At 59.1% G+C, this 24,287-nt stretch carries 20 protein-coding genes and 1 pseudogene; 11 read left to right on the top strand and 10 right to left on the bottom strand.

Annotated elements, in window-relative coordinates; all coding sequences use genetic code 11:
* Nucleotides 1–41 precede the first annotated feature (41 nt).
* Complete coding sequence (locus BLW36_RS14370) at nt 42–1,205, bottom strand: TonB family protein (protein ID WP_091390052.1); 1,164 nt, start codon at nt 1,203–1,205, stop codon at nt 42–44.
* Nucleotides 1,206–1,552: 347 nt separating this feature from the next.
* On the opposite strand from BLW36_RS14370, the gene BLW36_RS14365 reads away from it, so the two are divergent.
* From BLW36_RS14365 to BLW36_RS14350, 4 genes are all read left to right on the top strand, one after another.
* The gene (locus tag BLW36_RS14365) at nt 1,553–2,260 is read left to right on the top strand and encodes a cyclic nucleotide-binding domain-containing protein (protein WP_091390049.1); all 708 of its coding nucleotides are present in this window, start codon (nt 1,553–1,555) and stop codon (nt 2,258–2,260) included.
* 302 nt (nt 2,261–2,562) lie between these two features.
* On the top strand, nt 2,563–3,762 hold the full coding sequence (locus tag BLW36_RS14360; RefSeq protein WP_091390045.1) for an efflux RND transporter periplasmic adaptor subunit: 1,200 nt from the start codon (nt 2,563–2,565) through the stop codon (nt 3,760–3,762).
* A complete protein-coding gene (locus tag BLW36_RS14355) occupies nt 3,759–6,926 on the top strand; it encodes an efflux RND transporter permease subunit (RefSeq protein WP_091390042.1) in 3,168 nt (1,055 codons plus the stop codon). Before BLW36_RS14360 ends, BLW36_RS14355 begins: the two co-directional genes overlap by 4 nt.
* Before the next feature lie 112 nt (nt 6,927–7,038).
* Complete coding sequence (locus BLW36_RS14350) at nt 7,039–7,974, top strand: phosphoribulokinase (protein ID WP_211567210.1); 936 nt, start codon at nt 7,039–7,041, stop codon at nt 7,972–7,974.
* Between the two features lie 70 nt (nt 7,975–8,044).
* On the opposite strand, the gene BLW36_RS14345 is transcribed toward BLW36_RS14350, so the two are convergent.
* Nucleotides 8,045–8,881: a hypothetical protein gene (locus BLW36_RS14345; protein WP_091390039.1), complete on the bottom strand. Its 837-nt coding sequence runs from the start codon at nt 8,879–8,881 to the stop codon at nt 8,045–8,047.
* A gap of 434 nt (nt 8,882–9,315) precedes the next feature.
* Here BLW36_RS14345 and BLW36_RS14340 point away from each other — a divergent pair, with 434 nt between their 5' ends.
* A complete protein-coding gene (locus BLW36_RS14340) occupies nt 9,316–9,918 on the top strand; it encodes a redoxin domain-containing protein (RefSeq protein ID WP_139304911.1) in 603 nt (200 codons plus the stop codon).
* A gap of 398 nt (nt 9,919–10,316) precedes the next feature.
* On the opposite strand, the gene BLW36_RS14335 is transcribed toward BLW36_RS14340, so the two are convergent.
* Nucleotides 10,317–10,721, bottom strand: a complete 405-nt coding sequence (locus BLW36_RS14335) for a hypothetical protein (protein WP_091390033.1) — start codon at nt 10,719–10,721, stop codon at nt 10,317–10,319.
* A 205-nt stretch (nt 10,722–10,926) separates the two neighbouring features.
* Here BLW36_RS14335 and BLW36_RS14330 point away from each other — a divergent pair, with 205 nt between their 5' ends.
* Both BLW36_RS14330 and BLW36_RS14325 read left to right on the top strand, forming a co-directional pair.
* A complete protein-coding gene (locus tag BLW36_RS14330; protein ID WP_091390030.1) occupies nt 10,927–11,379 on the top strand; it encodes a methylglyoxal synthase in 453 nt (150 codons plus the stop codon).
* A 186-nt stretch (nt 11,380–11,565) separates the two neighbouring features.
* Nucleotides 11,566–11,988: an ExbD/TolR family protein gene (locus BLW36_RS14325; protein ID WP_091390028.1), complete on the top strand. Its 423-nt coding sequence runs from the start codon at nt 11,566–11,568 to the stop codon at nt 11,986–11,988.
* A 132-nt stretch (nt 11,989–12,120) separates the two neighbouring features.
* Here the strand turns inward: BLW36_RS14325 and BLW36_RS17645 are convergent, their stop codons facing one another.
* Nucleotides 12,121–12,474 carry a tryptophan 2,3-dioxygenase family protein gene (locus BLW36_RS17645; protein ID WP_280140359.1) on the bottom strand — a complete coding sequence of 118 codons (354 nt, stop codon included), beginning with the start codon at nt 12,472–12,474 and terminating at the stop codon, nt 12,121–12,123.
* A pseudogene (locus BLW36_RS17640) lies at nt 12,457–12,909 on the bottom strand (tryptophan 2,3-dioxygenase family protein); the annotation flags it as partial. The pseudogene BLW36_RS17640 and the gene BLW36_RS17645, both read right to left, overlap by 18 nt.
* Before the next feature lie 123 nt (nt 12,910–13,032).
* Between BLW36_RS17640 and BLW36_RS14315 the strand changes: the two are divergent.
* The 4 genes from BLW36_RS14315 (at nt 13,033) to BLW36_RS14300 (ending at nt 18,380) form a co-directional block, all read left to right on the top strand.
* Nucleotides 13,033–14,280, top strand: a complete 1,248-nt coding sequence (locus tag BLW36_RS14315) for a Zn-dependent hydrolase (protein WP_091390022.1) — start codon at nt 13,033–13,035, stop codon at nt 14,278–14,280.
* A 77-nt stretch (nt 14,281–14,357) separates the two neighbouring features.
* The gene (locus BLW36_RS14310) at nt 14,358–15,278 is read left to right on the top strand and encodes a dimethylarginine dimethylaminohydrolase family protein (protein WP_091390019.1); all 921 of its coding nucleotides are present in this window, start codon (nt 14,358–14,360) and stop codon (nt 15,276–15,278) included.
* 196 nt (nt 15,279–15,474) lie between these two features.
* Nucleotides 15,475–16,254: an enoyl-CoA hydratase gene (locus BLW36_RS14305; protein WP_091390015.1), complete on the top strand. Its 780-nt coding sequence runs from the start codon at nt 15,475–15,477 to the stop codon at nt 16,252–16,254.
* Nucleotides 16,255–16,517: 263 nt separating this feature from the next.
* Nucleotides 16,518–18,380, top strand: a complete 1,863-nt coding sequence (locus tag BLW36_RS14300) for a sensor domain-containing diguanylate cyclase (RefSeq protein ID WP_091390315.1) — start codon at nt 16,518–16,520, stop codon at nt 18,378–18,380.
* Between the two features lie 29 nt (nt 18,381–18,409).
* Here the strand turns inward: BLW36_RS14300 and glpQ are convergent, their stop codons facing one another.
* The 5 genes from glpQ to BLW36_RS14275 form a co-directional block, all read right to left on the bottom strand.
* Nucleotides 18,410–19,501 carry a glycerophosphodiester phosphodiesterase gene (gene glpQ, locus BLW36_RS14295; protein ID WP_091390012.1) on the bottom strand — a complete coding sequence of 364 codons (1,092 nt, stop codon included), beginning with the start codon at nt 19,499–19,501 and terminating at the stop codon, nt 18,410–18,412.
* A gap of 152 nt (nt 19,502–19,653) precedes the next feature.
* Nucleotides 19,654–21,285, bottom strand: coding sequence for a long-chain-fatty-acid--CoA ligase (locus BLW36_RS14290; protein WP_091390009.1), 1,632 nt, complete (start codon nt 21,283–21,285; stop codon nt 19,654–19,656).
* A gap of 145 nt (nt 21,286–21,430) precedes the next feature.
* Complete coding sequence (locus BLW36_RS14285; protein WP_091390005.1) at nt 21,431–22,885, bottom strand: M48 family metalloprotease; 1,455 nt, start codon at nt 22,883–22,885, stop codon at nt 21,431–21,433.
* A 31-nt stretch (nt 22,886–22,916) separates the two neighbouring features.
* A complete protein-coding gene (locus tag BLW36_RS14280) occupies nt 22,917–23,579 on the bottom strand; it encodes a hypothetical protein (protein ID WP_091390003.1) in 663 nt (220 codons plus the stop codon).
* A 12-nt stretch (nt 23,580–23,591) separates the two neighbouring features.
* The gene (locus BLW36_RS14275; protein ID WP_091390000.1) at nt 23,592–24,263 is read right to left on the bottom strand and encodes a hypothetical protein; all 672 of its coding nucleotides are present in this window, start codon (nt 24,261–24,263) and stop codon (nt 23,592–23,594) included.
* Between the last annotated feature and the right edge of the window lie 24 nt (nt 24,264–24,287).

Below are 24,287 nucleotides of genomic sequence, written 5' to 3'. Positions count from 1 at the left end.
GCCCCGCGGGTGCGGGGCTTCGTTGGCGTTCAGGGAGCAGATCAGTCCGGCAGGCGGAAGGTGATCGGCACCGAGAAGCGGTAGTTGTTGCGGGCCAGCTGCGGCGGCGCGGCCGGATAGGGGCCGGCGCGCTCGACAGCTTCGCGGGCTTCGCGGTTGAGGCTGGCATAGCGGGATTCCTGCAGGGTTTCCACTTCTTGCACGCGGCCGTTGGAGTCGATGGTCACGTTCAGGCGCACGCTGCCTTCCTGGCCGCGCTCCTGGGCACGCTTCGGATAGCGAATGTACTTGAACGTGTGGCGCAGCAGCATTGAATGGTAGATCTGCCGGGCCAGGATCATGTCCGCCGTCAGCGGCGCTTCATCGTCGTCCTCGTCTTCTGCTACCTGCGACGGCGCGCTGCGCTTCGCGGCAACCTTGGCCGGTTGCGGTTTGGGCTTGGCCGGGGCAGCCGCTTTGGCGGCAGCCTCGGGCTTGCTGCCGATGGCGGCAAGGGTGGGTGGCGGAATCTCGGCGGCCAGCTTGGGCTTGGTGGGCTCAGGCTTTGCGGCGGATTGTGTGGTGGCCACCTGTTGCTCTGCCACCGGCTCCTCCTCCGCTTGCGAAACCTGGGCGGTCACCTGGGCGATGCGCTGGCTGCTTGGCTTGAGCAGCTCGTAATTGGCACGCAGACCGGCGGGTACCTGGCCGGCCACCAGCAGGCCATCACGGAAATCGCTGGAAGGCGGTACCGGGCCGATCCAGGCGCGCAGCAGCGTGTTGAAGAAGTCGCGGTCGCGGATCTTGCCGAGGCCAATGCCATTCAGGGAGACAGTCGTGATACCGGAATTACCTTCGAAGTCGATCGCCAGTTGATCGCCGTTGAGAAGGCGACCCTTGAACAGGTTGGCGAAGGTCACCATGTTGTCGGCCTGATTGCTCAGGGTGTCACCCGGGTTGTTGATGGCGATACCTTCCATCCACTGGTTGCGGAAGCGTCGTGCGGACAGACTTTCGGCGACAACGCGCACTTCTAGACGCCGGGTTGTATTATTGTCGAGCAATACACTGGCACTGCTACCCAGGGTGTCTGAATACAGCGCGGCGATGTAACGGTCCTTGTTGAATTGCTGCTCCAGCGCGAGTCCGTTCAGCAGTGGTTCGGCTTGTGCGGATAAGGCTGTCGCAAACACCAGAAGTGCGATGACAAATTTTATCGGTTTCATTGTTTTGCGGTGTCTTTATTTCCGGATGGGAAGAATCCGGCGGATAAGATTTGTGGCGCCCCCTCCCCCGAGGCGCGCCGGTCAGATTAAAAAGTGCACTGCCTGCCTGGCACTACCGCCCAAATTAACCTGAACTGTGCCTAACTCTACTGTAACTGCAATGGAGTTCAACCCTGAAACAAGTAGAATGTCTCGTTTTTCCAATTTCGAGGAATCTCGGTGAAGACAGTGGTCACACCGCCGATAGAATGCGGTAGATTGGTATTGTTTAAATATCTTCTTTTTAAGTGGCTTCGGCAGCGGTTCCGCCCGAAGTAGAAAAAATTTCACTAATTTTTAAGTAGCGAATGGATATAAAGCCACTCAGTGACTGTCCGCGGGACGCCGTGGATCGTCTGCTCAATGTCATTCATCTTTTTCGTGACATTCGCGCCACCAGTGAATGGCAGTACGATGTGTTATTGAAACGCTCCCGACTGGTAGGACTGCAGGCAGGGGAGCATTTGTTGCGCGCCGGTGATGTGGATCAGTGGGTTTATTTCCTGCTGCGCGGGGAACTGCACGTGCATGTCGATGGCACGGAGGGCGGCGCGCTCGGTGCCGAGCGCCCGCTGGCGGTTATTCGACCGGGAGAGGTCTTTGGGGATCTGTCGATGCTGCTCGCCGAACCGCGCAGCGCGACCATCGTTGCGGCGCCGTCAAGCCGGGATATTCAGGTACTTGGCCTGGATTGCACACTGTTCGGCGATCTGGACGATTTTTCCCTGCTGCAGCTGCCCACCAAGCTGGTATTTTATCGCAATATGGTGCACTCGCTGCGCTGGAAGCTGGAGGTCTATCGCTCCAAGTATCCGAGCCACCAGCTGGCGGACAGCCACCGCAAGCTCAAATTGTATACGGGGCCGAAGAACTGCCGCGAGGAGTTACTGGCACTGGCGGACCAGGCGCGGGCGCTGGCCCGGATCCTGCTCGACTGGAACGTCGAATTCGGCACTGGTGAACTGATGGACGAAGACTCCGACATGTCCGACTTCCTCGAGTCGATGCTCTCCTGATTTCCTTCACAACCACCTGTCGGGGTGAATCTCAATTCGCTCCGGCAGACTCCCCCCGCGACCTGCCATCAGGGTGCACCTTACTCATCCATTTCTGGTAAAGCGTCGTATTCCTGTCGCAATGCGACGATATAACCCTTTGGGTGGCGATTTCTCGCTTGCGAATTTCATATTCCGACAGAAATCGCCACTGCGTAAAAATTGCGCTGCGTCTACAATTTGCCCTCTGCCGGGATACGGAGGTTTCGGCGCTTGCTCGGCATTCCTCATTGGTTGAATTCCCTCCGCACGGATTTTTGGGTATGAGTTTTTTTGCATCCTTCTGGCGCCAGCGCAATTATCGCGTGGCTACTGTTGTCGCCGCGCTGGCGGTCATGTGGTTGTTGAGTGGACTGCTTGGTTCCGGTGATCCGCGGGATCCCGAGCCGGGTGCCGCAGCACCGGTGGTGGCTGCCGGTGAGGCAATCCGGATTCAGGCGCGGCGTATTGAGGCGCAGCCCTATGCTACCCGGGTGCTGGTCAATGGCCACACCGAGGCAAACCGCAGCGTGCGGCTGCGGGCGGAACTGGACGGGGCCATCGTCGGATTGCCGGTGGCCGAGGGCCGCGCGGTCAAAAAAGGCGAGGTGATCTGCCTGATCGACCCGGAGGATCGTCCGGAGCAGCTTGACCGTGCCCGGGCGGCGCTGCGCAAAGCGGAGCTGGACTATGCCGGTGCCCAGCGCCTGCAGAAAAAAGGCTTGCAGTCCGATACCGCCATGGCCCAGCAGGAGGTGGCCCTGGCCCATGCGCGCGCAGACTACCGGCGTGCCGAAGTGGCAGTGGACAACCTGCAGATCCGCGCTCCATTCGCCGGTGTGGTCAACAGTCGCGCTGTGGAGCTGGGCGACTATATCCGTCGCGGTGAGGAGTGCGCCACGCTGCTGGATCTGGATCCGATCCTGGTGGTGGGGGAGGTTTCCGAGTCCCAGGTCGGCAACCTGATGCCCGGTGGTCCTGCCAGCGCGCAGTTGCAACAGGGGCAGCTGGTTCAGGGCAGCCTCCGTTATATCAGCCAGCAGGCCCATGAAATTACCCGGGCCTATCGGGTGGAAGTGGCCGTCGACAATGCGTCGGGCGCCTTGCGCGCAGGACTCAGTGGCAGACTGGCACTGCCCACCGGCGAAATCATGGCCCACCGTATCAATTCCTCTCTGTTGACGCTCGACGACCGCGGCGATCTGGGAGTTCGTATTCTCGATGCGGAAAACCGGGTGCACTTCGCCAATGTACAGCTGGTCGGCGATGGCGAGAGCGGTATCTGGGTGAGCGGACTGCCGCAACAGGCCACACTGATTACCGTCGGCCAGGAATACGTCACGCCCGGAGAAATCGTGCAGGTTGAGCTGGAACAGCTGGAGAGCGATCTGCCCGCTCCCAGCCAGCATGCAGAGCCGCCCGCAGCGGCCGTTGTGCCAGTTGCGGAACAGGTGGCATCGCCGCGTGAGGAACTGGTGCAATGAAATTACTGGATAGCGCCATAGACCGCTACCGCAGCACCCTCAGCCTGATGTTGTTGATCGTATTTGTTGGCCTGGCGGCACGTGCGGCCATGACGGTGGAGTCCAGCCCGGAGGTCAATCCCCCATTTGTCATTGTGCGGGTGGCCCACGAGGGTATTTCTCCGGAAGACGGTGTGCGCCTGCTGGTGCGGCCGCTGGAACAGGAAGTTCGTGCCCTGGAAGGCGTCGAGGAGGTGATCTCGACGGCGCGCGAGTCGCTTGCTTACCTGGTGATCGAATTCGATTCGTCCGTCGACGTGGATGAGGCCGTGGATGAAGTGCGCAATGCCGTGGATCGCGCCAAGGCGGAGCTGCCGCGGGACGCGGAGGAACCGGTGGTCGAGGAGGCCGCGGCGCAGCCATTTCCGTCTATCGTCGTCACCCTTGCCGGTGAGCGGATCAGTGAGCGTGTTCTGCTGCAGAGTGCCCAGCACCTGAAGCGCAAAATCGAAAATATTGGCGATGTGCTCAGTGCCGACCTGCGCGGCAATCGCGAGGAAGTGGTGGAGGCGACCATTGACCCGGTACGCCTGGAGCACTACCAGATCACCAGCGGCCAGCTGATCAGCGCGGTACTCGGCAACAACCTGTTGATCCCGGCCGGCGAACTGGAAACCAGCCGTGGACGTTTCTCGGTGAAGGTGCCCGGCCTGATCGAGACGGCGCAGGATGTCTACCAGATTCCGCTGAAAAGCTCCGCCGATGGCGTGGTCACCCTGGGGGATGTCACCGACATTCGCCGCACTTTCAAGGACGCGTCCAGCTACACCAGTGTCAATGGCCGTCCGGGTCTCGCCATCAATGTAGAAAAGCGCAGCGACGCCAGTTCGGTGACTGTCGCCGACGCGGTGCGCGCGGTAGTGCAGGAAGAACTGCAATATCTGCCGCGCGGGGTCGAGGTCAATTTCGTATTCGACCAGTCCCAGTTTGCGCGCGACATGGTCAGCGAAATGCAGGGCAACATCCTCACGGCGATGCTGCTGGTGATGATTATCGTGGTGGCGGCGCTGGGCTTCCGCTCCGGTATGCTGGTGGGTTTGGGCGTTCCGTTCTCGCTGCTGTTCGGTTCCATCATCACCTGGTACCTGGGATATTCGTTCAACTTTATGGTGATGTTCGGCATGCTGTTGGCACTGGGTATGCTGATCGACGGTTCCATCGTCATCACCGAGTACGCCGATCGCAAAATGGCCGAGGGGATGTCGGCGCGCGTCGCCTATGTATTGTCGGTCCGGCGCATGTTCTGGCCCGTGGTCGCCTCTACCGGCACCACGCTGGCGGCCTTCCTGCCGATCATGTTCTGGCCCGGTGTGGTGGGCGAGTTTATGCGCTATCTGCCGGTGACCGTATTTGCGGTGCTCGCTGGCTCGCTGCTGTATGCGCTGTTTTTCGCCCCGGTACTCGGCTCGCTGTTTGGCAAGAGCAACCTGGATCTCGCCACCAGGCAGTATCTGAAGCAACTGGAAGTAGGGCGCCCGACCGGGCTCGTGGGGATCACCGGCACGTACGCGCGCATTCTCGAAATCATCGTGCGCCGGCCACTGAGCGCATTTGTCACCACCATACTGGTGTTGTTCGGCATTTTTATCGCCTTTGGCCGCTTTGGCGCCGGGGTGGAGTTTTTCACTGAGACCGAAGAGCAGTATGGCAATGTCGAGATTCGCGCGCAGGGCAACCTGTCGGTAGAAGAAAAGAAAATCCTGGTAGCACAGGTGGAAAGAGCGGTGCTGGCGGTGCCGGAAGTACGGGTCGGCTATACCGCGATCGGCTCCGGCGGTCTTTCCGGTAATAGTGACCGCGCGCCGGATCAGATTGCGAATATGCTGGTTGAACTGTTGCCGGCGGAGCAGCGCGAGCGCCGCAGCCGCGATATTTTTGCCGATATTCGCGCACGCACGGCCGATTTCCCCGGCATCAAGGTGACCGCCAATGTATTCGAGGGCGGCCCACCTGTGGGCAAGGATATAGTGCTGGAACTACGCGCACAGGATTACGCTAGCTTGCTGGCGGAAACCTGGCGCCTGCACCGCGCGCTGGAAAACGAATTCGACGGGCTGCGGGATATCGTCAATACCGCGCCCTTGCCGGGGATTCAGTGGGAAGTGAAAGTGGATCGGGCCAAGGCCGCCCTGTACGGTGCCGATCTCACCGATGTCGGGCGGGCGGTGCAACTGGTAACTAACGGCGTACGCATGGCTGAATACCGCCCGGACGACAGTGATGAGGAAGTGGATATCCGTATCCGCTACCCGGCGACTGCCCGCGGTATTGCCGCGCTGGATCAACTCAAGGTCAATACGCCCCGCGGCGCTGTGCCGATCAGCAGCTTCGTTCACACCGAGGCCAGGCCCAAGGTAGACAAGATCGAGCGTATCGACGGTATTACTCGCATGCAGGTGAAGGCGGATGCCGAGGAGGGGGTACTGCCGGACGACAAGGTGCGGGAGATCCGCAGCTGGCTCGAGGCAAACCCGGTGGCGCCCGGTGTGGAACTGCTGTTCCGCGGCGCCGACGAGGAACAGAATGAATCGCTGGCCTTCCTCGGCGTGGCTTTCCTATTGTCACTGTTTCTGATGTTTATTCTGCTGGTGACCCAGTTCAACAGCTTTTACCAGTCGCTGCTGATCCTGTCGTCGGTGGTCATGTCGACGCTCGGCGTTATGCTGGGCCTGTTAGTGACGCAAAGCACCTTCAGTGTGATCATGACCGGCGTAGGGATTGTCGCGCTGGCCGGTATCGTCGTGAACAACAATATCGTGCTGATCGACACCTATAATTTTGTGCGCAACAGCGAGCCCGAACTGTCGCCTGCGGCGGCCGCGGTGAAAGCTTCCGCCCAACGCCTGCGACCCGTCTTCCTGACTACCGCCACTACCATTCTCGGGCTGTTGCCACTGGCATTGGGGGTGAGTGTGGATATGGTAGGGCGCAACGTGGTGGTGGCCGGCGTCATTGCCTCCTTTTGGGTCAAGCTGGCCAGTGCGATTGTCTATGGTCTCACCTTTTCCACGCTGCTGACGCTGATCGTCACGCCGGTGATGCTGGTGTTGCCCGGGCGGCTGCGGGAGTTGCTGCGCGGCTTGCTGCCGCCGCAAATTCGCGGTAACCAGTGGGGAGAGGGCTGAACCCGGTAAACGCGCACGAGTCTTGCATGACGGTGTCGGGGGCGGCACTGAGTTCGCCCCTACACTCATCTAACAGGCCTAATATCCACTATTACAAGAAGGCGCGCGAGCAATGACAGACACCTGGCCCAAACCGGTAACCGACAGCGCCGCCGAACTATCCGCGCGACTGCGCCCGCATATCGATCAATTTATCCGCACGCACCAGTTGCCGGATACTTTTGACCAGCTGATCGGGCAATATTATTTGCCTCTGGCAATCTGGCTGGCCGAGAAGCATCGCCAGGGCCGCACCTTGGTGGTCGGTATCTGTGGCGGTCAGGGATCCGGAAAATCCACGCTGACAGCGTTTCTGCAGCTGGTATGGGCGCAGATGGATCTGCGCAGTGCGGGATTCTCACTCGACGATATATACCTGACCAAGGCGGAGCGCCGCGAACTCGCTCGGCGAGTACATCCGTTACTGCAGACCCGCGGGGTGCCCGGCACACACGATGTACAGCTGGGCATGGATACCATCACCGCGCTGTGTGATGGGACAGCCGGCAGCGAGACGCCGATTCCGCAGTTCGACAAGTCCATCGATGACCGGGTGTCACGGGCCAACTGGCCGGTTCACCGAGGAACGGTGGATATTCTGCTGTTCGAGGGCTGGTGTGTGGGGGCGAGGCCATGGCGAGACGCGGATGCCCCCATCAACGCGCTGGAAAGACAGGAAGATGCCGATGGTATCTGGCGCAACTATATCAATGCCCAGCTCGCCGGGCCCTACCGCGATCTATTCGCGCGCCTGGATGTATTGCTGATGTTGAAGGTGCCGGACATGGATTGTGTGCTGGAGTGGCGGCAGCTTCAGGAGCATAAGTTGCGCGCGCGCAGCGGCGGCGGCATGACGGATGACGAGCTGGAGCGCTTCGTGCAGCACTACGAGCGGATTACCCGGAATCTACTCGCGGAAATGCCGGCGCGGGCAGACTGTGTTTTTGAATTGGGGCGCGACCACCAGATTGAGCGTCTGCGCCTGAATGACGCCAGGCGGGCGCCATAACGACAAACCCCGGCGAAAGCCGGGGTTTGCGCATCGGCGAAACAGGATTCGCCGGATAGGGAAGGCGCTGTTACTTGGCCTTCTTCGGACGGCCGGGACCGCGCTTGGCGGAAGCAGCCTTCTTCGGGCGACCCGGAGCTTTTTTGGCAGCGGCTTTCTTCGGACGGCCCGGAGCCTTCTTTGCTCCAGCCTTGGCGGCAGCCTTCTTCGGGCGACCGGCAGCCTTTTTGGCAGCGGCCTTCTTCGGGCGGCCGGGCTTCTTCTTGGCAGCGGCCTTGGTCTTGGCGGCAGCCTTCTTGGCAGCGGCCTTGGCTTTGGCGGCAGCTTTCTTCGCAGCAGCTGCGGCCTTCTTCTTCTCGGCAGCGGCTTTCTTCTTGGCGGCAGCAGCGGCTTTCTTCTTGGCGGCAGCAGCTTTCTTCTTGTCAGCTGCAGCCTTCTTCTTAGCGGCAGCAGCGGCTTTCTTGGCTTCCGCAGCGGCTTTCTTCTTCGCTTCGGCGGCCAGTTTCTTGGCTACAGCAGCTTCTTCCTTGGCTACGGCCTTGGCAACCTGGGCGGCGAGCTTGTTTTCTGCTTTGATGGTAGCCAGCTGAGCCTTGGCCTCGGCAGCGGCAACCTTGGCGCTATCTGCAGTTTTCTTGGCGGTAGCTGCCGCGGCCTGGGCCGCTTTCAGCTGCTTCTGTTGTGCAGCGGTTTTCTTCTTGGCGCGTACCGCTTTTACCTTGGCAGAAGCGGTTTTGGCCTTGGCAGCCGCTTTGGCAGCCTCTTTAGACAGCTTGTCTGCGGTTGAAGCCGCGTCCTTTTCCTGCTTGGCGCGGGCCTGTACCAGTTTGGACTTCAGCGAGTCCAGTTCCGCTTGCATCTTGGCAATCGGGTTAACCGGCTTCTGACTTTTTTTACGTGCAGCCATAAAATATCCCTGTAGTAAGTATTGTTGTAGATGAAGGAAGGGGCACCTCTGTCAATTACTCTCCACCTGCGCAGTGGCGACTCGGGTCGCACTAAACGAAGATTGATCGCAGAAAATAATTGACAGAGAGGCCCCTGGAAATCATCGCGCTAATTGCAGCTTATTTATATGCTGGTTTGCAAGTGTTTTAAGGGCATTTTTACTCTGTAATGAATAAATTTAAGGTTTTTTTAACCACTATTGCTTTTGTCTGGCTCTGGAGCTGCGGTTTTTGGGCAATTTTTCAAACTGTCCGCAGTGGTGATATCGCCTGGGTAGGGCTCTGGATAAATGCGTGGTCGCTGCCAATCTGGATGCTGCTGCGCTTTCTATGGCCGTGGAAATTTCGTGGTGAGCAGCGCGAGCCCGCCGCATTTGCGGCAGTTTTGACAGGGGTGGCAGTTGCGCTACTGAGCGACAGTGAAAAGGGGCAGCCGGTTTACCTGGCAATCTACAACCTGTTTGTCGTGCTGGTTTACCTGTTTCATCTCAGTGCATTGCGTCACCCGGCGATGCCGGCGCTTGATGCTGGCTTTCCGTGTCTGGTGACAGCAGACGGAAAAAACTGGAGTGCGGCGGAGCATGCACGGCGGGGGAATTTCGATGGTTTGTTACTGGTATTTCTGCGCAGCAGCTTTTGTGCTGATAGCCGTGGACTGCTGATGCAGTTGTCCGCACTGCTGCCGGAGTTAAAAAGGCGGGGCGTCGGACTGGTGATCTGCAGTGCGGAACCGCCCTCGCGCTGGTCGCGCTGGATTACCGCAGTGCCGCTACTGGAGTTCCTGCAACTCGCTCCCGGCGAATCGGCAAACGATGCTTTTCTTGCCCCGGGCGGTGCGCCACTGACGCAGTCAGCGACTTTCTCCGAGGCCGCCCGCCCCAGTCAGTGGTTGCTGGATAGTGAGGGCTTTGTACTTTGGCGGCACCTGCCGGGAAATTATCGCACTCCCGGCAGCGCAGAGTTACTGCGCGGGCAACTGTTCCGCTTGCAGGACTGATGCTCCGCTATTGCGGCTTTTAGCTGGCCTTATATCGTGCCCGATTCCCGGGCGCTGCGAATAGTTGGGTTTTGAATACCAGATCGGCCATCGCGGTCATTATCAACTGCGCTGCGAAGCAAAGATTTGCGGTGCAGTGTAATGATGGTCGAGAACCGGGCGCACAGGTTTTGTCGCAACCGGGCCCGGGGGTGGCGATCAAATCGGATTGCTCGGCCGCTGTGCATGAATCGGGATAGGGCCGCACAAACGTGCATCGCTATCCGGCGCCGGTTGATAATCAGCAAGCGCGCTGTATCACGGCTGGGTTTCTGAACAAGCGCCGGCATCATCAGTTGAGTGGCCGGCGAGCAATGCGCATCGCCGGGCGACTCGGCTGGCAGTGGGTGTTAGTGGGGTTATAGAGGCCCGTAGGGCAGGTAGCGGTTGTCGGAGTTTTGCTTGATCCACAGCAGCTGTTCCCGGCTGAGTGGTGTCTTGCGCTGCCTCAGGGCTTTGGCGAGCGGAATTACCGGTGATTCTGCACCCGCGTCCCATCCGGGCAGCTGCATTTCCGCCAGCGTAAAGAATTGAATCAATGCCCACAGCTGCGCGCCATCCCAGTGTTCGCTCTCATCGAGCCAGCGCTGGGCCGGCAGGCGCATCAGTCCGGCGGCCTGCTGATCGTCTTGCTGCAGCGAGTCTTGCAGCGGTCCGGGCGACTGCACCGCGGAGATCAGCCGTTGCAGCAGATCCCGATCGATTTCCTCGCTGGCGCTGTCTTTTTTTGGGCCTTTTTCCGGCTCCCAGGCTCCGACACTCATTGCATAACATCCTTAATTGGTGCGAATAGCTGCGCATTATAGCGATCCGGACTCGCCCGTGTGACCGGGGGAGGTATTATTTCCCGCGGGGAGGAAGCCTGCGGGCGCAGCTGTGGGTAGAATGCGAAGATATCGCCGGAAGCGTCGGCTTGGCTCCCCGCACCGTCGCGGTAATATAGAAACAAATCATAGTATCGAGGACAGGATGGAATTTATTTCGCAGCCACTGCCCGCCTGTAAACGTGTTGCGCTGGTCGCCCACGATAATCGCAAGGGCGCACTGATCGAGTGGTGTGGTCGTCACCGGGAACTGCTGCAGAGGCACCAGCTGCTGGGCACCGGTACGACTGGCAGCAAGATTGAGGCTGCTACCGGTTTACAGGTGGAGAAGCTGTTTAGCGGCCCGATGGGCGGGGACCAGCAGTTGGGGGCTAAAATCTGCCAGGGCGAAATCGATCTGCTGGTCTTCTTTTGGGATCCGTTTGAGCCCATGCCCCACGACCCGGATGTAAAGGCGCTGCTGCGCATTGCGGCGGTGTGGAATATCCCGGTGGCCTGCAACTCCAGCAGTGCGGACATGATGGTGCAGTCTGCGTTGATGGAAACTGCATTCGAGCGGGAGGTGCCCGACTATCAGGGGTACCTGGCTGGCAGGTAGTCGGGCTGGGCTGCTCAAAAAATGACCCGATGCGGTATGTTCGGTCTATAACTTGTTGATATTAAAGGTTTTTTTGTTGTTTGTGCATCTTGCACTTGCAAACCTGTCCATTTCACGGCAATCTTGCCCACCTGATTAGACCGGTCAATCCGGCGACATTCGCATTAGATAACTGTACGGTGTTTTATGAGTAGACGACGCGGTAAGGCCGTAGAAGAGGAAAAAGCAGATATCGACCTGACGCCGATGCTGGACGTTGTGTTCATCATGCTGATCTTCTTCATCGTGACGGCGTCCTTTGTTAAAGAAAAAGCGTTGGACGTAAACGTGCCCGATCCGGATCAGACCGAACAGACTCCGCCGGATCCGGACAAGCAGAACATCCTGCTGACCGTAAACGCCAACGACGAGATCTGGATGGGCGCCAGCCGTATCGACAGCCGCGCTGTCCGTGCTCGTATCGCCCAGCTGTACGCGGAAAACCCGCAGGCTATCGTGATCGTGCGCGCGCACAACAAGTCCAGCGCCGACACTTACGTCCAGATCGCCGATGCGGCCAAGGAAGTAAATCCGGGTATTCAGGTGTCTCTGGTGCCCTTCGAGAAATAAGCTTTCTCGAACCCAAAAAAGCCAGCAATCGCTGGCTTTTTTTATGCCTGTAATTTCCCTATTTCCTCTCAATTTCCTGTCTGCGCCGCGCCGGCTGTGCCGGCGGGTACAGGGGGCCGCGGGGGCTGCCAGTCAGAACTCCGAGCGGATCGCCCACAGGTCCGGGAATACCGGTCTGAACAGGGTGCCCTGCAGGTAGCCCACGCCAGCGGAGCCGCCGGTGCCCATCTTGCTGCCGATGGTGCGCTCCACCATCTTCACGTGACGGTAGCGCCACTGCTGCAGGGACGTGTCGATATCCACCAGCGCCTCGCAGATTTCACTGACCAGCGGATCGTTGCGGTAGACGTCGATCAGTATCTTCTGCACCGCCGGGGAGGGTTCTGCCACCTGGCTGAAGTCCCGGTTCAGTTCGCTCTCGGGGACCTTGTGTCCCTCGTGGGCGAGGAAGTTCAGGAAAGCGTCCCACAGGGTCGGTGCCTGCAATCGCTTCTGCAGGCGCTGGTAGTGATCCGAGCCGGGCTCATAGTTTTCCAGTTTTCTCGCATCCTTCGCACCGTACAGGAATTCCAGCTCACGGAACTGGAACGACTGGAAACCGCTGGCGGTGGACAGGCGATCGCGGAAGGACATGAACTCCAGTGGTGTCAGCGTCTCGAGGATATCCACCTGCTGAATCAGCGTGCGGTAGATGGTATCGACGCGCTTCAGGGTATGCAGCGCACGGTTGCGATCGCCGGCATTGAACAGGCGCACGAGGAAATCCAGTTCATGCAGTACCTGCTTGAACCACAGCTCGTAGCTCTGGTGGATGATGATGAACAGCAGTTCGTCGTGCTCCGGCCCCTCGGACAGCGGCTTTTGACACTGCAGTAACTCGTCTACTTTGAGGTAGGAACTGTAAGTAACACTCATAGAAAACTGATACCTGGTTGAGTTTCGACCAGTCGCGCAATAATGCTCTCAACAAGCGCCACTGATCAAAACTAAAATTTCGGAAAAGACACTAATATTGGGGCCATTATAAGCTCCGGAGCTCCTCGAATGGAAAATACTGCACAAGACCTGCGTGTCGACGGTACCCGTCTGTGGGACAGTCTGATGGAGATGGCAGCGATAGGCGCGACGCCGGCCGGCGGCTGCAATCGCCAGGCCCTGACGGACGAGGACAAGCAGGGGCGCGACCTGTTCCTGCGTTGGTGTCGTGATATCGGCTGTGAAGTCCGCATCGACCGCATGGGCAATATCTTCGCCCGTCGCGCCGGCACCGACGGCGCTATGCCGCCGGTCATCACCGGTTCCCACCTGGATACCCAGCCTACCGGCGGCAAGTTCGACGGGGTATATGGTGTGCTGGCCGGCCTGGAAGTACTGCGCACCCTGGAAGACAAGGGCATAAAGACCACGGCGCCACTGGAAGTGGTGGTCTGGACCAACGAGGAGGGCGCGCGCTTCTCGCCGGCGATGATCGGTTCCGGCGTCTGGGCCGGCGAGTTCAGTCTCGAGTACGGTCACAGCCGTGCCGACAAGGGAGGTGCAACGATTGGCGGGGAACTCGAGCGCATCGGCTACCTGGGTGACGAGCCGGCCGAGCCGAAGCCCATCACCGCGGCCTTCGAGGCCCATATCGAGCAGGGGCCGATCCTGGAAAAGCAGGATCAGCTTATCGGCGTGGTCACCGGTGTACAGGGTATCCGCTGGTACGACGTCACCTTCCGGGGTACGCCCTGCCACGCCGGCCCGACGCCGATGGCAGATAGACGCGATCCGGTACAGGCCCTGGCATGGCTGTGCGAGCGGCTCTACAGCGAAGTGAAGGCTTACTCGGACGATGCCCGCATGACCTGTGGCGACCTGCGCGCCGAGCCCGGCAGTCGCAATACGGTGCCGGAGAAAGTGGTGCTGGCGCTGGACCTGCGCCATCCGCAGCCGGAAGGACTGGAGCACCTGCACCGCACACTGTACCGGCTGGCGGAGCAGGTAGAAGAAGCCACCGGTGCCAGCATCGATGTGCGCGAGGAGTGGCACTCGCCGCCGGTGGTATTCGACGAATCCTGTATCGAGGCGGTGAACAGCGCGGTGGAACGCCTGGGCTACAGTCATCGCAAAATGGTCTCCGGCGCGGGCCACGACTCGGTGTATGTCTCCCGCGTGGCGCCGGTGTCGATGATCTTCGTGCCCTGTGCCGGCGGACTGTCTCACAACGAGGCGGAATCTGCCGAGCCGGATCATCTGGAAGCGGGCTGTAATGTGTTGCTGCACGCGATGCTGTCGCGAGCCGGCGTCGCCTGACACGGTGCTGGTCGAGAAATTTTGCCGTGTGCGCTCACTGCGAGCGCGAGCGGGTGTAGAGAGTGGAACAGAGACCGATGACTGAATTCACGTTGAAGCGCCGCCAGGACAACGGCGGTACCCAACCTCTGGCAGACTGGGGTATGGACTCCGAGTACGGTCCGTTGCGCGATGTGCTGATCGGTCCGGTGGACAATTTCAGTTGGCGCACCGGCAACGCCAGCGCGCGCCGCGCCGAGCGCCTGGGCATGAAATTCGATCACAGGGTGGCCGCGGCCCAGCACGCGGAAATGCTCGACGCCTATCGCCAGGCAGGAGTAAATACTCACATCATTCCGGCGGACAGCGCGCTGCCGTATCAGATCTACGGTCGCGATTCCTCGGTAATGACCCCGTGGGGCCCAATCGTCACGCAGATGTACAGCCCCTGGCGCCGCGGCGAGTGGGTGCCGATCGTGAAAAAATATGCGCAGCTGGATATCCCGATCTACGACGTGATAACCGCCGGCTCCCTCGAGGGAGGCGATTTCATGGTACTGGAACCGGGTGTGATCCTGTGCGGTTATTCCGGTGAGCGCACCAGCGCCGAGGGCTTCGCGCAGTTGAAAGGCTGGGTCGAGAAAGAAGGCTGGGAAGTGAAGGGCTATCAGTTTGACCCCTTCTTCCTGCATATCGATGTGCTGGTGGCGATGCTGGCGGAGAAGCTGGCCGCCATCTGCATGGACGCGGTGGAGCCGGGGCTGGTGCAGTGGTTCAGGAGTCGCAATATAGAGATTATCGACATTCCTTTCCCGCAGGTGCTGGAGCTGGGCGTCAATGTTGTCGCGCTCGGCAACGACCGGGTGATGCTGCCGCAGGCCAACAAGGGGCTCGCTGAAAAGTGCCGAGCCCAAGGCCTGGAGGTCATCGACCCCGATATTTCCATGATCACGCCCGGCGGTGGCGGCGTGCACTGTATGTGTCAGCCGTTGCGCCGCGACTCGGTCGCTGGCAAATAGCTGCCGGCGGGGATGAAGGCCACTCCCGTCAACGAAAGTGGTCGATTCTGGCCTCGCCCACGTTCTGGCAGCGGCTAATATGGGGGCACTTGATGAAGCGGCCCATGGCCGCGGTCGCAGTGCCAGCAGCAGTGACCGCGACTTGCCGCCCTGGGGGTAAGTCCCCCCCTGTCGTGTTCGCAATCCGGAGATCACCATGCAAAGCCCATGCGCAGAAATCCAGGCCCAGGTCAGCGACCGAATCCTGGAAATCACCATCAATCGTCCCGAGCGCAAGAACGCCCTGACCATGGCCATGTATAGCGCCATGGCAGAACTGCTCAACGGTGCTGCCAGCAGCGCCGAGGTCCGAGTCGTCGTCATCTCCGGTGCCGAGGGAGTGTTCACCAGTGGCAACGACCTGATGGATTTCCTCGGTGGTTCCGCGTCCGGCGCCGATTCACCCGTGTTCCAGTTTATGGTCGCGCTCTATAACTTCCCGAAGCCGGTGGTGGCAGCCGTTAATGGCCCCGCGGTGGGGATCGGCACGACCATGCTGTTGCACTGTGATATGGCTTTCGCCGGCGACGATGCGATGTTCCAGATGCCGTTCGTCAACCTGGGGCTGTGCCCGGAATACGGCTCCAGCTTCTTTCTGCCGCGGCTCGCCGGCCACGCCAAGGCGTCTGAATTATTACTGCTGGGTAAAAAGTTCGGTGCCGACGAGGCGGTGGCGCTGGGAATCTGCAACGCCGCAGTTCCTGCCGACGAAGCCCTGGCTCGTGCCCGGCAGACAGCCGCCGAGCTTGCGGCCAAGGCACCCGAGGCGGTGCGCCTGAGCAAACAGCTGCTGCGCGCCGGTAGCTATGAGCGGGGGCTGGAGGTGATGAAGGAAGAGGGCAGCCACTTCCAGTGTCGCCTGGCCTCGGAAGAGTTCAAGGAGGCCGCTACGGCTTTCATGGAAAAGCGCCCGGCGGACTTTTCCAAATTTGAATAAGTAAAAAGACCGCTCTACGAGCGGTCTTTTCTTGTTTGCCTGCCTATTCTGCCTATTCTGCCGTTTGTGCCTGTTGCCGCCTGTGCCGCGATATACAGGCGCGTCTCCTGTCGCCTTATTCGAATTTCTTGGAATAAAAATCTGTAGTAACCTTGCAAGCTGCGGGCCTCTGGATGTTTACCATTAAACTGCGCCGATTCCTTGCCGTCGCGACAGCCGGTGAATGAATCGCAGCTTGAATAACTATGATAAGAATGCACTTCATGCAGGGATTTGCCGCGCGCGAAAAAGCGCTCTCCCCTTCCGCTCCCCTATTCGTTCTGCTGGGGCTCTTCCTGTTATTGCTGACGACGCCCCTCGGTGCAGTCCCGAGTGATGCGATCGATGTCAACGGCCGGGAAAGCGGCGATCGATTTACCGGGCAGCAGGAAATCTGGCACGATCCGGATGACAGCCATACCGTGGAGGACGTCACCAGGATCTACGAGAGTGGAGGTTTCGGTCCATTATTGAGTGCTGGTTCGACCGGTCTCAAAAAAGGCGCATTCTGGTCCCGTTTTGCGCTCCGCAATGTCACGGAAGCTCCGGTCAGCCTGAATATCGAGTACGTCGACCACCAGCTGATAGAGCTGGCCGTTTTTCAGCGACCGCTGGGAGCGGCGGAAGAGTTCGAACATTCGCTCACCCTGTCGATGAGCGAACCGTTTGACCATCGCCCCGTTTCCCACAACCGCTTCGTCTTCCCGGTGGCCCTGGCGCCCGGACAGACGCGGGAGTTCATGGTCAAGTTCAGCTCGGATGAGGCGGGGTATGTCTTTCCGAGTATGCGCATCTGGAATCCGGACAACCTCCGCAGCAGCCATACCATCGAGACGGCATCCATTGCCTTCCTGTTTGGCGGTTTCTTTTTGATGTCGATCTTCTCTCTGGTCGGCGGCATCGCGACCGGCAGCCACACCTACTACGCCTATTCGGTTTATGCGCTGTCGAAAATTACCGTGTGGGCGACCATTCTCGGCTACACACACCAATATGTGATCCGCGAGGGATTCGAGTGGCGCTATATGTCGATCAGCGGCGCCGTCACGATTCTGTGCGGGCTGATCTTCGCCCGTATTTTCTTGCAGACCAAAAAGTTCACGCCCAAGCTGGATTATGTGGTGTTGCTGATGATGGCGAACGCGAGTTTGCTGTTAATCGGAGCATTACTGGAAATCAAAATCCTGGCGTTGGTTACGATCACCCTGGCGCTGCTGCTGTACCCGGTCATGCCGGTAATCGGCCTGCTGCGCTGGCGGCAGGGCTCCCGGGAAGCCATCGTTTTCGCAGTGGCCTGGAGCGTCTTGATGGTCGGGCTGGTGGTGCAGGCGTTTAGGGATATCGGCTATGTGGAGCACAACTTTATCAACTACTACTGGCCGCCTTTCGCCTCATTTACAGAAATGCTGACCATTATGGCGGCTATCGGCATCAAGGTTCGCCGTTTGCGCCAGGAGAAGCAGCTGGCGGAGACTCAATATCGCAGACACCTGGAGCAGTCCAGGGAAGAACTGCAGGACCTTGTCTGGGCCCGTACTCGTGAACTGGAGATGGCCAAGCGCCAGGCCGAGCAGGAGGCGCGCACGGATCCGCTGACTGGCATCCGCAATCGCCGCAGTTTCCTCGCCGACTCCGCCTTGCAGATAAAACTGGCGCGGCGACAGCGGCAGCCCGTCAGCCTGCTGATGTTCGATATCGATCATTTCAAGGCCATCAACGACGCCCATGGGCACGGTATCGGCGATGAGGCATTGCGTTCATTCAGCCAGACTATTCTCGGCCAAATCAGGGAGACCGATATTTTTGGTCGCTTGGGAGGTGAAGAGTTTGGTTTGCTGATCCCGGAAGATAGCAAGAACGCACAACATACCGCCGAACGCCTGCGCGATTATATCGCCAGGATCAAGGTGGATACCGGCGATGGCACCCTGCAGTTCACATCGAGTATCGGCATCGCGTGCGGCGAGCCGGGTTGCACGATCGAGTCGCTGCTGAAACATGCCGACCGCGCCCTCTATCAGGCAAAGAGTCGCGGTCGCAATAAGGTAGCCGAACATCCCGCCGAGGAAGGCGCGGAATCCCACTAGTAGGGTTGCTAAGCTACGCGTGAGCGAGGCTATTGAGGGTTGTTCCGCGACAGGTAGGACAGGGCCTTGTCGGGATGATCGGTGAAGAGACCGTCGATACCGATGCGCTCCACTGCTATATGGAGCAGCCTCTCAAAGCTTTCCACCTCCGGCGGCAGTTCGCTCGGATCGGCACGAAAGGTATAGGGATGCACCTGCAGCTGGTGCTGGCGAGCTCTTTGTGCGAGCCCGGTGGTATGAAGCTGGCCTTCCTTCACTTGCGCCAGCATCCCCAGCCAGGGTCCGATACCGTCGGCGTAGGTTGCTATCCGTTCCAGCCCGCCGGGCTCCAGCATCCAGTCATAATCGTAATTACTGAGCTTGCCGTCCACCTCTAGCTGTTTCTCCCCCCATGCGGTTATCGCAATCAACTGAATCAGCGGCAGGTCCATATCGAGACGCGGCATCAGTTCCCGTTTGATGCGCTGCAGTTCTTCGGCATCGAAACTCTGCAGATAGATTTTCTGCTCCCTGCCCGTATACCCGTATTGCTTCAGTTTGGTGAGTGTCAGTGTGGCAATATCCCTGCCTTCCCGGTGGTGGAAATGGGGTTTTTTGATTTCCGGATAGATGCCGATATCGTAGCCCAGTGTGCGGTTAAGTCCCTGGATCAGCTCAATTTCCTCCGCGAGCGTAGAGAGCTGGAAGCTTGATTTCCATAGCGGGAAACGGTTGGGGTATTTCGCCACGGGACCTTGCGGCCCCGCAACAAAGGTCTCGGTAACATTGAGCTGCTTCAATTCTGCCAGGGTAAAATCGATGGTGTAGTAGTGGCCGTCATCGCGCGCCCGCCCTGGGAAAACCTCGGCCACGTCCGTCGTATTGTCGAGGTATATGTCGTGCATAACGATCAGGTGATTATCTTTGCTGAGCACCAGGTCCTGCTCGATATAGTCCGGCCGCATGGCATAGGCCAGCGCTTTTGCTTCGAGGGTGTGCTCGGGCAGGTATCCCGAGGCGCCGCGGTGGGCTATTACGATCGGTCTTTGCGGGTTGGAGTCTGAGCTTGGTGCGGCTGCAGCGTCGGCACTGCAAGCAATAGCCGTAGCTGACAGCAGCGCGACCAGGACATTCTTAATCATTGTGTGCGTGGATATTGGTTGCGGTGTGTATGTTGTACTCAATAAATGTGACAAAGAGATATCAGGTTGTGGCACGCGGTGGGAATTGAGTCGAAGGGGGCGTGATGCACCGCTGCGGTTTAATATGAACCGCAGTGGTGCGGGCGGTCAGATTACGCGGTCGCCTCTTCAGGCCATTGGTAGTCGGCAAACTGCTGGCGCAGGTCCTTTTTGCTGATCTTACCTGTCGCGGTGTGGGGTAGCTCTTCAACGACGATACAGTCGTCGGGAATCCACCAGCTCGCCACCTTGCCCTTGAAGGCCGCGAGAACTGCTTGCGGGTCCAGCTGTGCTCCGGGCGCGGCAACGAGAATCAGCAGCGGGCGCTCCGCCCATTTCTCATGGGCGACGCCGATGACCGCGGCCTCGGCCACGCCGGGCAGCGTCATGGCGAAGTTTTCCAGCTCGATAGACGATATCCACTCGCCGCCGGATTTGATCACGTCCTTGGTGCGGTCGGTAATTCCCAGGTATCCCTGTGGATCAATCGTGGCGACATCGCCGGTATCGAACCAGCCGTCTGCCGTCAGCGCGGATTCCTCGGCCCTGTAATAGCGTTCGCAGACCCAGGGGCCGCGCACTTGCAGAGCGCCGAATGCGGTGCCGTCATGGGGTAACGGCTGACCCTGGTCGTTGACGATGCGCATCTCGACACCGAAGGCGGCGCGGCCCTGCTTCAGGCGCAGTGCCTTGGCTTCGTCGGCGGGCACGGTCGCGGGGATGCGGGCGTTGTAGGTGCCGAGCGGACTCATCTCCGTCATGCCCCAGGCGTGATGGGTGTATACGCCGTGCTTCTCTTCGAACTCCTGCATGATACTCCAGGGGCAGGCGGAGCCTCCCACCACGACCCGGTTGAGGCTCGGGATCGTCTCATTGGTTTCCCGCAGGTGTTTCAGCAGAGCCAGCCACACCGTGGGCACCCCGGCGGCAATAGTGACGCCTTCTCGCTGCATCAGGTTACTCAGTGTCTCGCCACAGCCCATCTTCGGGCCGGGGAATACCAGTTTGGCCCCCACCGCAGGCACCGCGTAGGGAATGGACCAGGCGTTGACGTGGAACATCGGTACGACCGGCAGCACGGCTTCATCGCCCTGTAACGCGAACACGTCCGGCATCAATACGCCGTAGGTGTGTAACACCATCGCACGGTGGGAATAGAGCACGCCCTTGGGATTGCCGGTGGTGCCAGAGGTGTAACAGAGCGCAGCCGCCGTCTGTTCATCCAGTTCCGGCCAGGCAAATTCGGTGGGCTCGGATTCGAGCAGCGTTTCGTAACAGATGGCGTTGGGCAGGCTGGTGTCGGGCATATGCGCGCTATCGGTCAGCACTACATAGCCTTTCACGCCGGGTAATTGCTCGGCTAGGGCTTCCAGCAATGGTACGAACATCGGATCGATGAACAGCCAGCGATCCTCTGCGTGCGAGACGATATAGGCGATCTGCTCCGGGAACAGCCGCGGGTTGATAGTGTGGCATACTAGGCCACTGCACGAGGTGGCGTAGTAGAGTTCGAAGTGGCGGTAGTCATTCCAGGCCAGAGTGCCGATGCGGTCGCCGGGTTGGGCACCCAGTTTCTGCAGTGCATTCGCCAGCTGCGCGGCGCGTGTGAAAGCATCGCGGTAAGTGTAACGGTGTTGGGGATTGTCCGCGGTAACAGAGACGATTTCACTATTGGGAAAATTGCTCTGCGCGTGGCGCATGATTCCCGTCAGGGTAAGTTGAGACTGCATCATCATGCCGAACATTGTGTGCTCCTTATTATTATCGGTTCTGATTATTCTGGGCTTGAGCTTTATCGTTGTTGTCTGGCTCGAGCGTGTTCCAACGTAATGTCGAAATTGAGCCGTCGACGGGATGCCCTGTGATACATCCCGTAGCGACACCGGGAAATTACTCCACTATCTTGATCCACTCACCGGGCTTGGGTTCGCCGCGTGGATAGTAACCGTTCAGCAGACGCAGCTGCTCCTCCGCATATTTTCCTATTTCCATATGCCGTGCCAGCGAGGCAAAAGTGGTCTTTTCATTGGCCTTCACATAGCGAACGCGCTTGATATCCGGTTTGATAATGTCAGTTTTCCGCAGCGGGCGGAAGCTGCGGATACTGGTTAGGAACAAATTATCATATTCGTTGAGAGATTCTGCATCCTTGCCGAAATCCTTGTTAACCTTTCCTTCAAGAATATATTGACGACTACCATAGTAAATCACGGCGACTCTATCGGGATCTGCCGCGTCGGCGGCTGGCAGCCTGCCTGTGTGACCGGTGAGGCGATACTGGTTCAGTTGTTCATCCTGCTCCAGTTTGCGCACATCGTAAACCTCGCGCAGGGCCATGTCGGCGGGCTGGTTGCTCTTGCGCTGGACGACCTTGATCGTGATGGTCGCGCTATTGTCCGGTGCCACACCGACAATCGCGGAGCGCTGATTCTCGACTTTCCAGTTCTCCGGGAACAACAGCGAAAAGCCCAGACGCTGATGGTTATAGCGATTTTTTTCCGACTGCTGGGCATTGTTGCCGTACACCAGGCCATCCGTTTTCTCGCGGTAGTATTCGACCTTGGTAATCTTCTGGTCTTCCGGCAATTTACCGGCCGCTTCTACGACCTCCTGCAGGCGGATATCGTTGCGCGGGTGGGTGGAGAATACGCCGTGATACGTCTGCTGTTTCTTGCCCTCTATTCTCGCGCGGCGCCGTGAGAAGGTCTCCTGGTCCTTGAGGAGACCGATGACGTTGATCATCGCCATGGGATCGTAGCCGGCGTTGTACATGTACTGCGCACCGAAACGGTCTGCTTCCAGCTCCATGTCGCGGCCATAACCCTTGACTGCCGCCGTGCTCCACAAGTTGGCCACGTCCCCGACCACGCCACTACCGGTTACCAACACCGACAATACCGATGCGACTCCGGCTCCCGTGGCGGCCGTCTTTTGTCGCACCGCGTGACGTGCCGTGATATGGCCGACTTCGTGTGCCAGTACTGCCGCCATCTCTGCCTCCGAATGCAGGTAAGTGAGCAGGCCGCGGTTGATATAGACATAGCCACCGGGGAGGGCGAAGGCGTTGATGTCCTGGCTGTCGATAATCGTGAAGTGATATTCGATCTCCGGCCTGTCGCTGGCTGCCGCTACCTTCTGCCCCACATGATTGACATAGGCGGTCAGCACGGGGTCTTTATAGATCGGCGTACTCTCGATCAGTTTCTGATGCATCTCCCGGCCGATTTTGATTTCCTTCTCTTCCGACATCAGCACCAGGTCCGGACGGTTGGTGGCCGGATTGAAAGCGCAGCCGGCTGCTGCTGCGACCAGGGCACAGATGAGTATCTTATTGAAATATTGCATCTCTCTTTCCCTCCCTAAACTGTTTGCAACCCTAAGATTTGCTGCCGTGAGCTGGCAGCAGGAACTGCTGTAGTTGCGCCGCCATGCCTTTACATGCGTTATTCTGCACGCGGGCGATCAGTGGAATCGGTACGACGATGGCAGGCATATAGGACGTGCCCTTGGCGTCGGCACTGAGCTTGCCCGAAAGTTCCTTGTCGCGAAAATCCCAGACCGAGGCCTCGTAATCGGACTCCTTGTCCCAGGTGCCGAAGCCGAAGCAACCGGCCCCACCGGTACCGATGGAGCAGCCGATAGAGCCGGCGCTGGCAGTGGTTTCCGTAGAGCCGTCTATCCAAACGATATATTTGACACCGTAGGCCTCCATGCGCTTACGCACATCGGGAATTTCCATTAGCCGGTCGAGTGAGCGCACATGCATGGGCGCGGTGCGCGGCTCGAACCAGGGATACATGGCGTCCACAAACTGCTTCTCTGCAATCACGTTGACGCCGCGCCCCGGGTCGTGCAGCTCCTGTCCGACACAGTCAATCAGGTCCGGTTCGGTTTCGTAATCACTGGAATGACGCCGCCCCAGAATCACCACCGAGTCACCTTCGGCGAGTTCGCCGTCACTGCGTCGATACTCGTCGATGACCACAGTGGTGCAGCCGCTCAACAAGGCCAGGCTAATTACAAAAAATGATTTGAACACGACAACCTCCTGCTATTCCGTCGGCTGGGCTTCGGCCGGACCGGATTCCTTCATGGATAGGGCGCGCTGCTTGTTCGCCAGCAGTGCCTGTAGTTCGGGTACCCTCGCAAACCCTGTATACAGGGTCGCACCGGCATCGCGTAGTGCTACATTGATCGCTTGGGCAAGGGCCGCTTCCTGGGACTTCAGAAAAGCCGTCGGAGTCTTGCCGTAGGCGGTAATGACCCAGCTGGCGACGGAGCCACCCTGTGGGTCGTAGGCGTGCATGTCATACTTGATCCACACCTCAAAGATATTGACCCGTGTTTCACGCGGCATGGTGAATTGCAGTTCGCGAATTTCCGGCACTATCACCAGCTCGACATCTTGCGGCAGGTCTTGCGGGTAGTGGGACAGGGGAATGGTCTCGGTAAACATAGAGCCGAGCACGGTTTCGAACAGATTTTTTTGCGCCCGACCCGTATCGATATTCCATTCCTCCCGGTCCTCACTGTCTTCTTGATAAGTGAAATTACGGAAGTCATCGCTCAGAAATATGCCGACAGTCAGCGGGTGCTGTTGTCCGACCGGTTGCGGAAAATCGCCGTCAACACGCACGGTATGTGAGCATGCGGTTACCAAGAGCGCGCAAAGCAACATGCCGGCCTTCGCCAGTGCTGAAATTCCGTTTCTAGGGTACTCCATGTTTTTCTCCCCGATTCCTCTCGG

It is taken from the genome of Microbulbifer marinus, from assembly GCF_900107725.1.
Lineage (GTDB): Bacteria > Pseudomonadota > Gammaproteobacteria > Pseudomonadales > Cellvibrionaceae > Microbulbifer > Microbulbifer marinus.
Note: the sequence above shows the minus strand (reverse complement) of the source record. Positions and strands in the feature narration are given on the sequence as shown.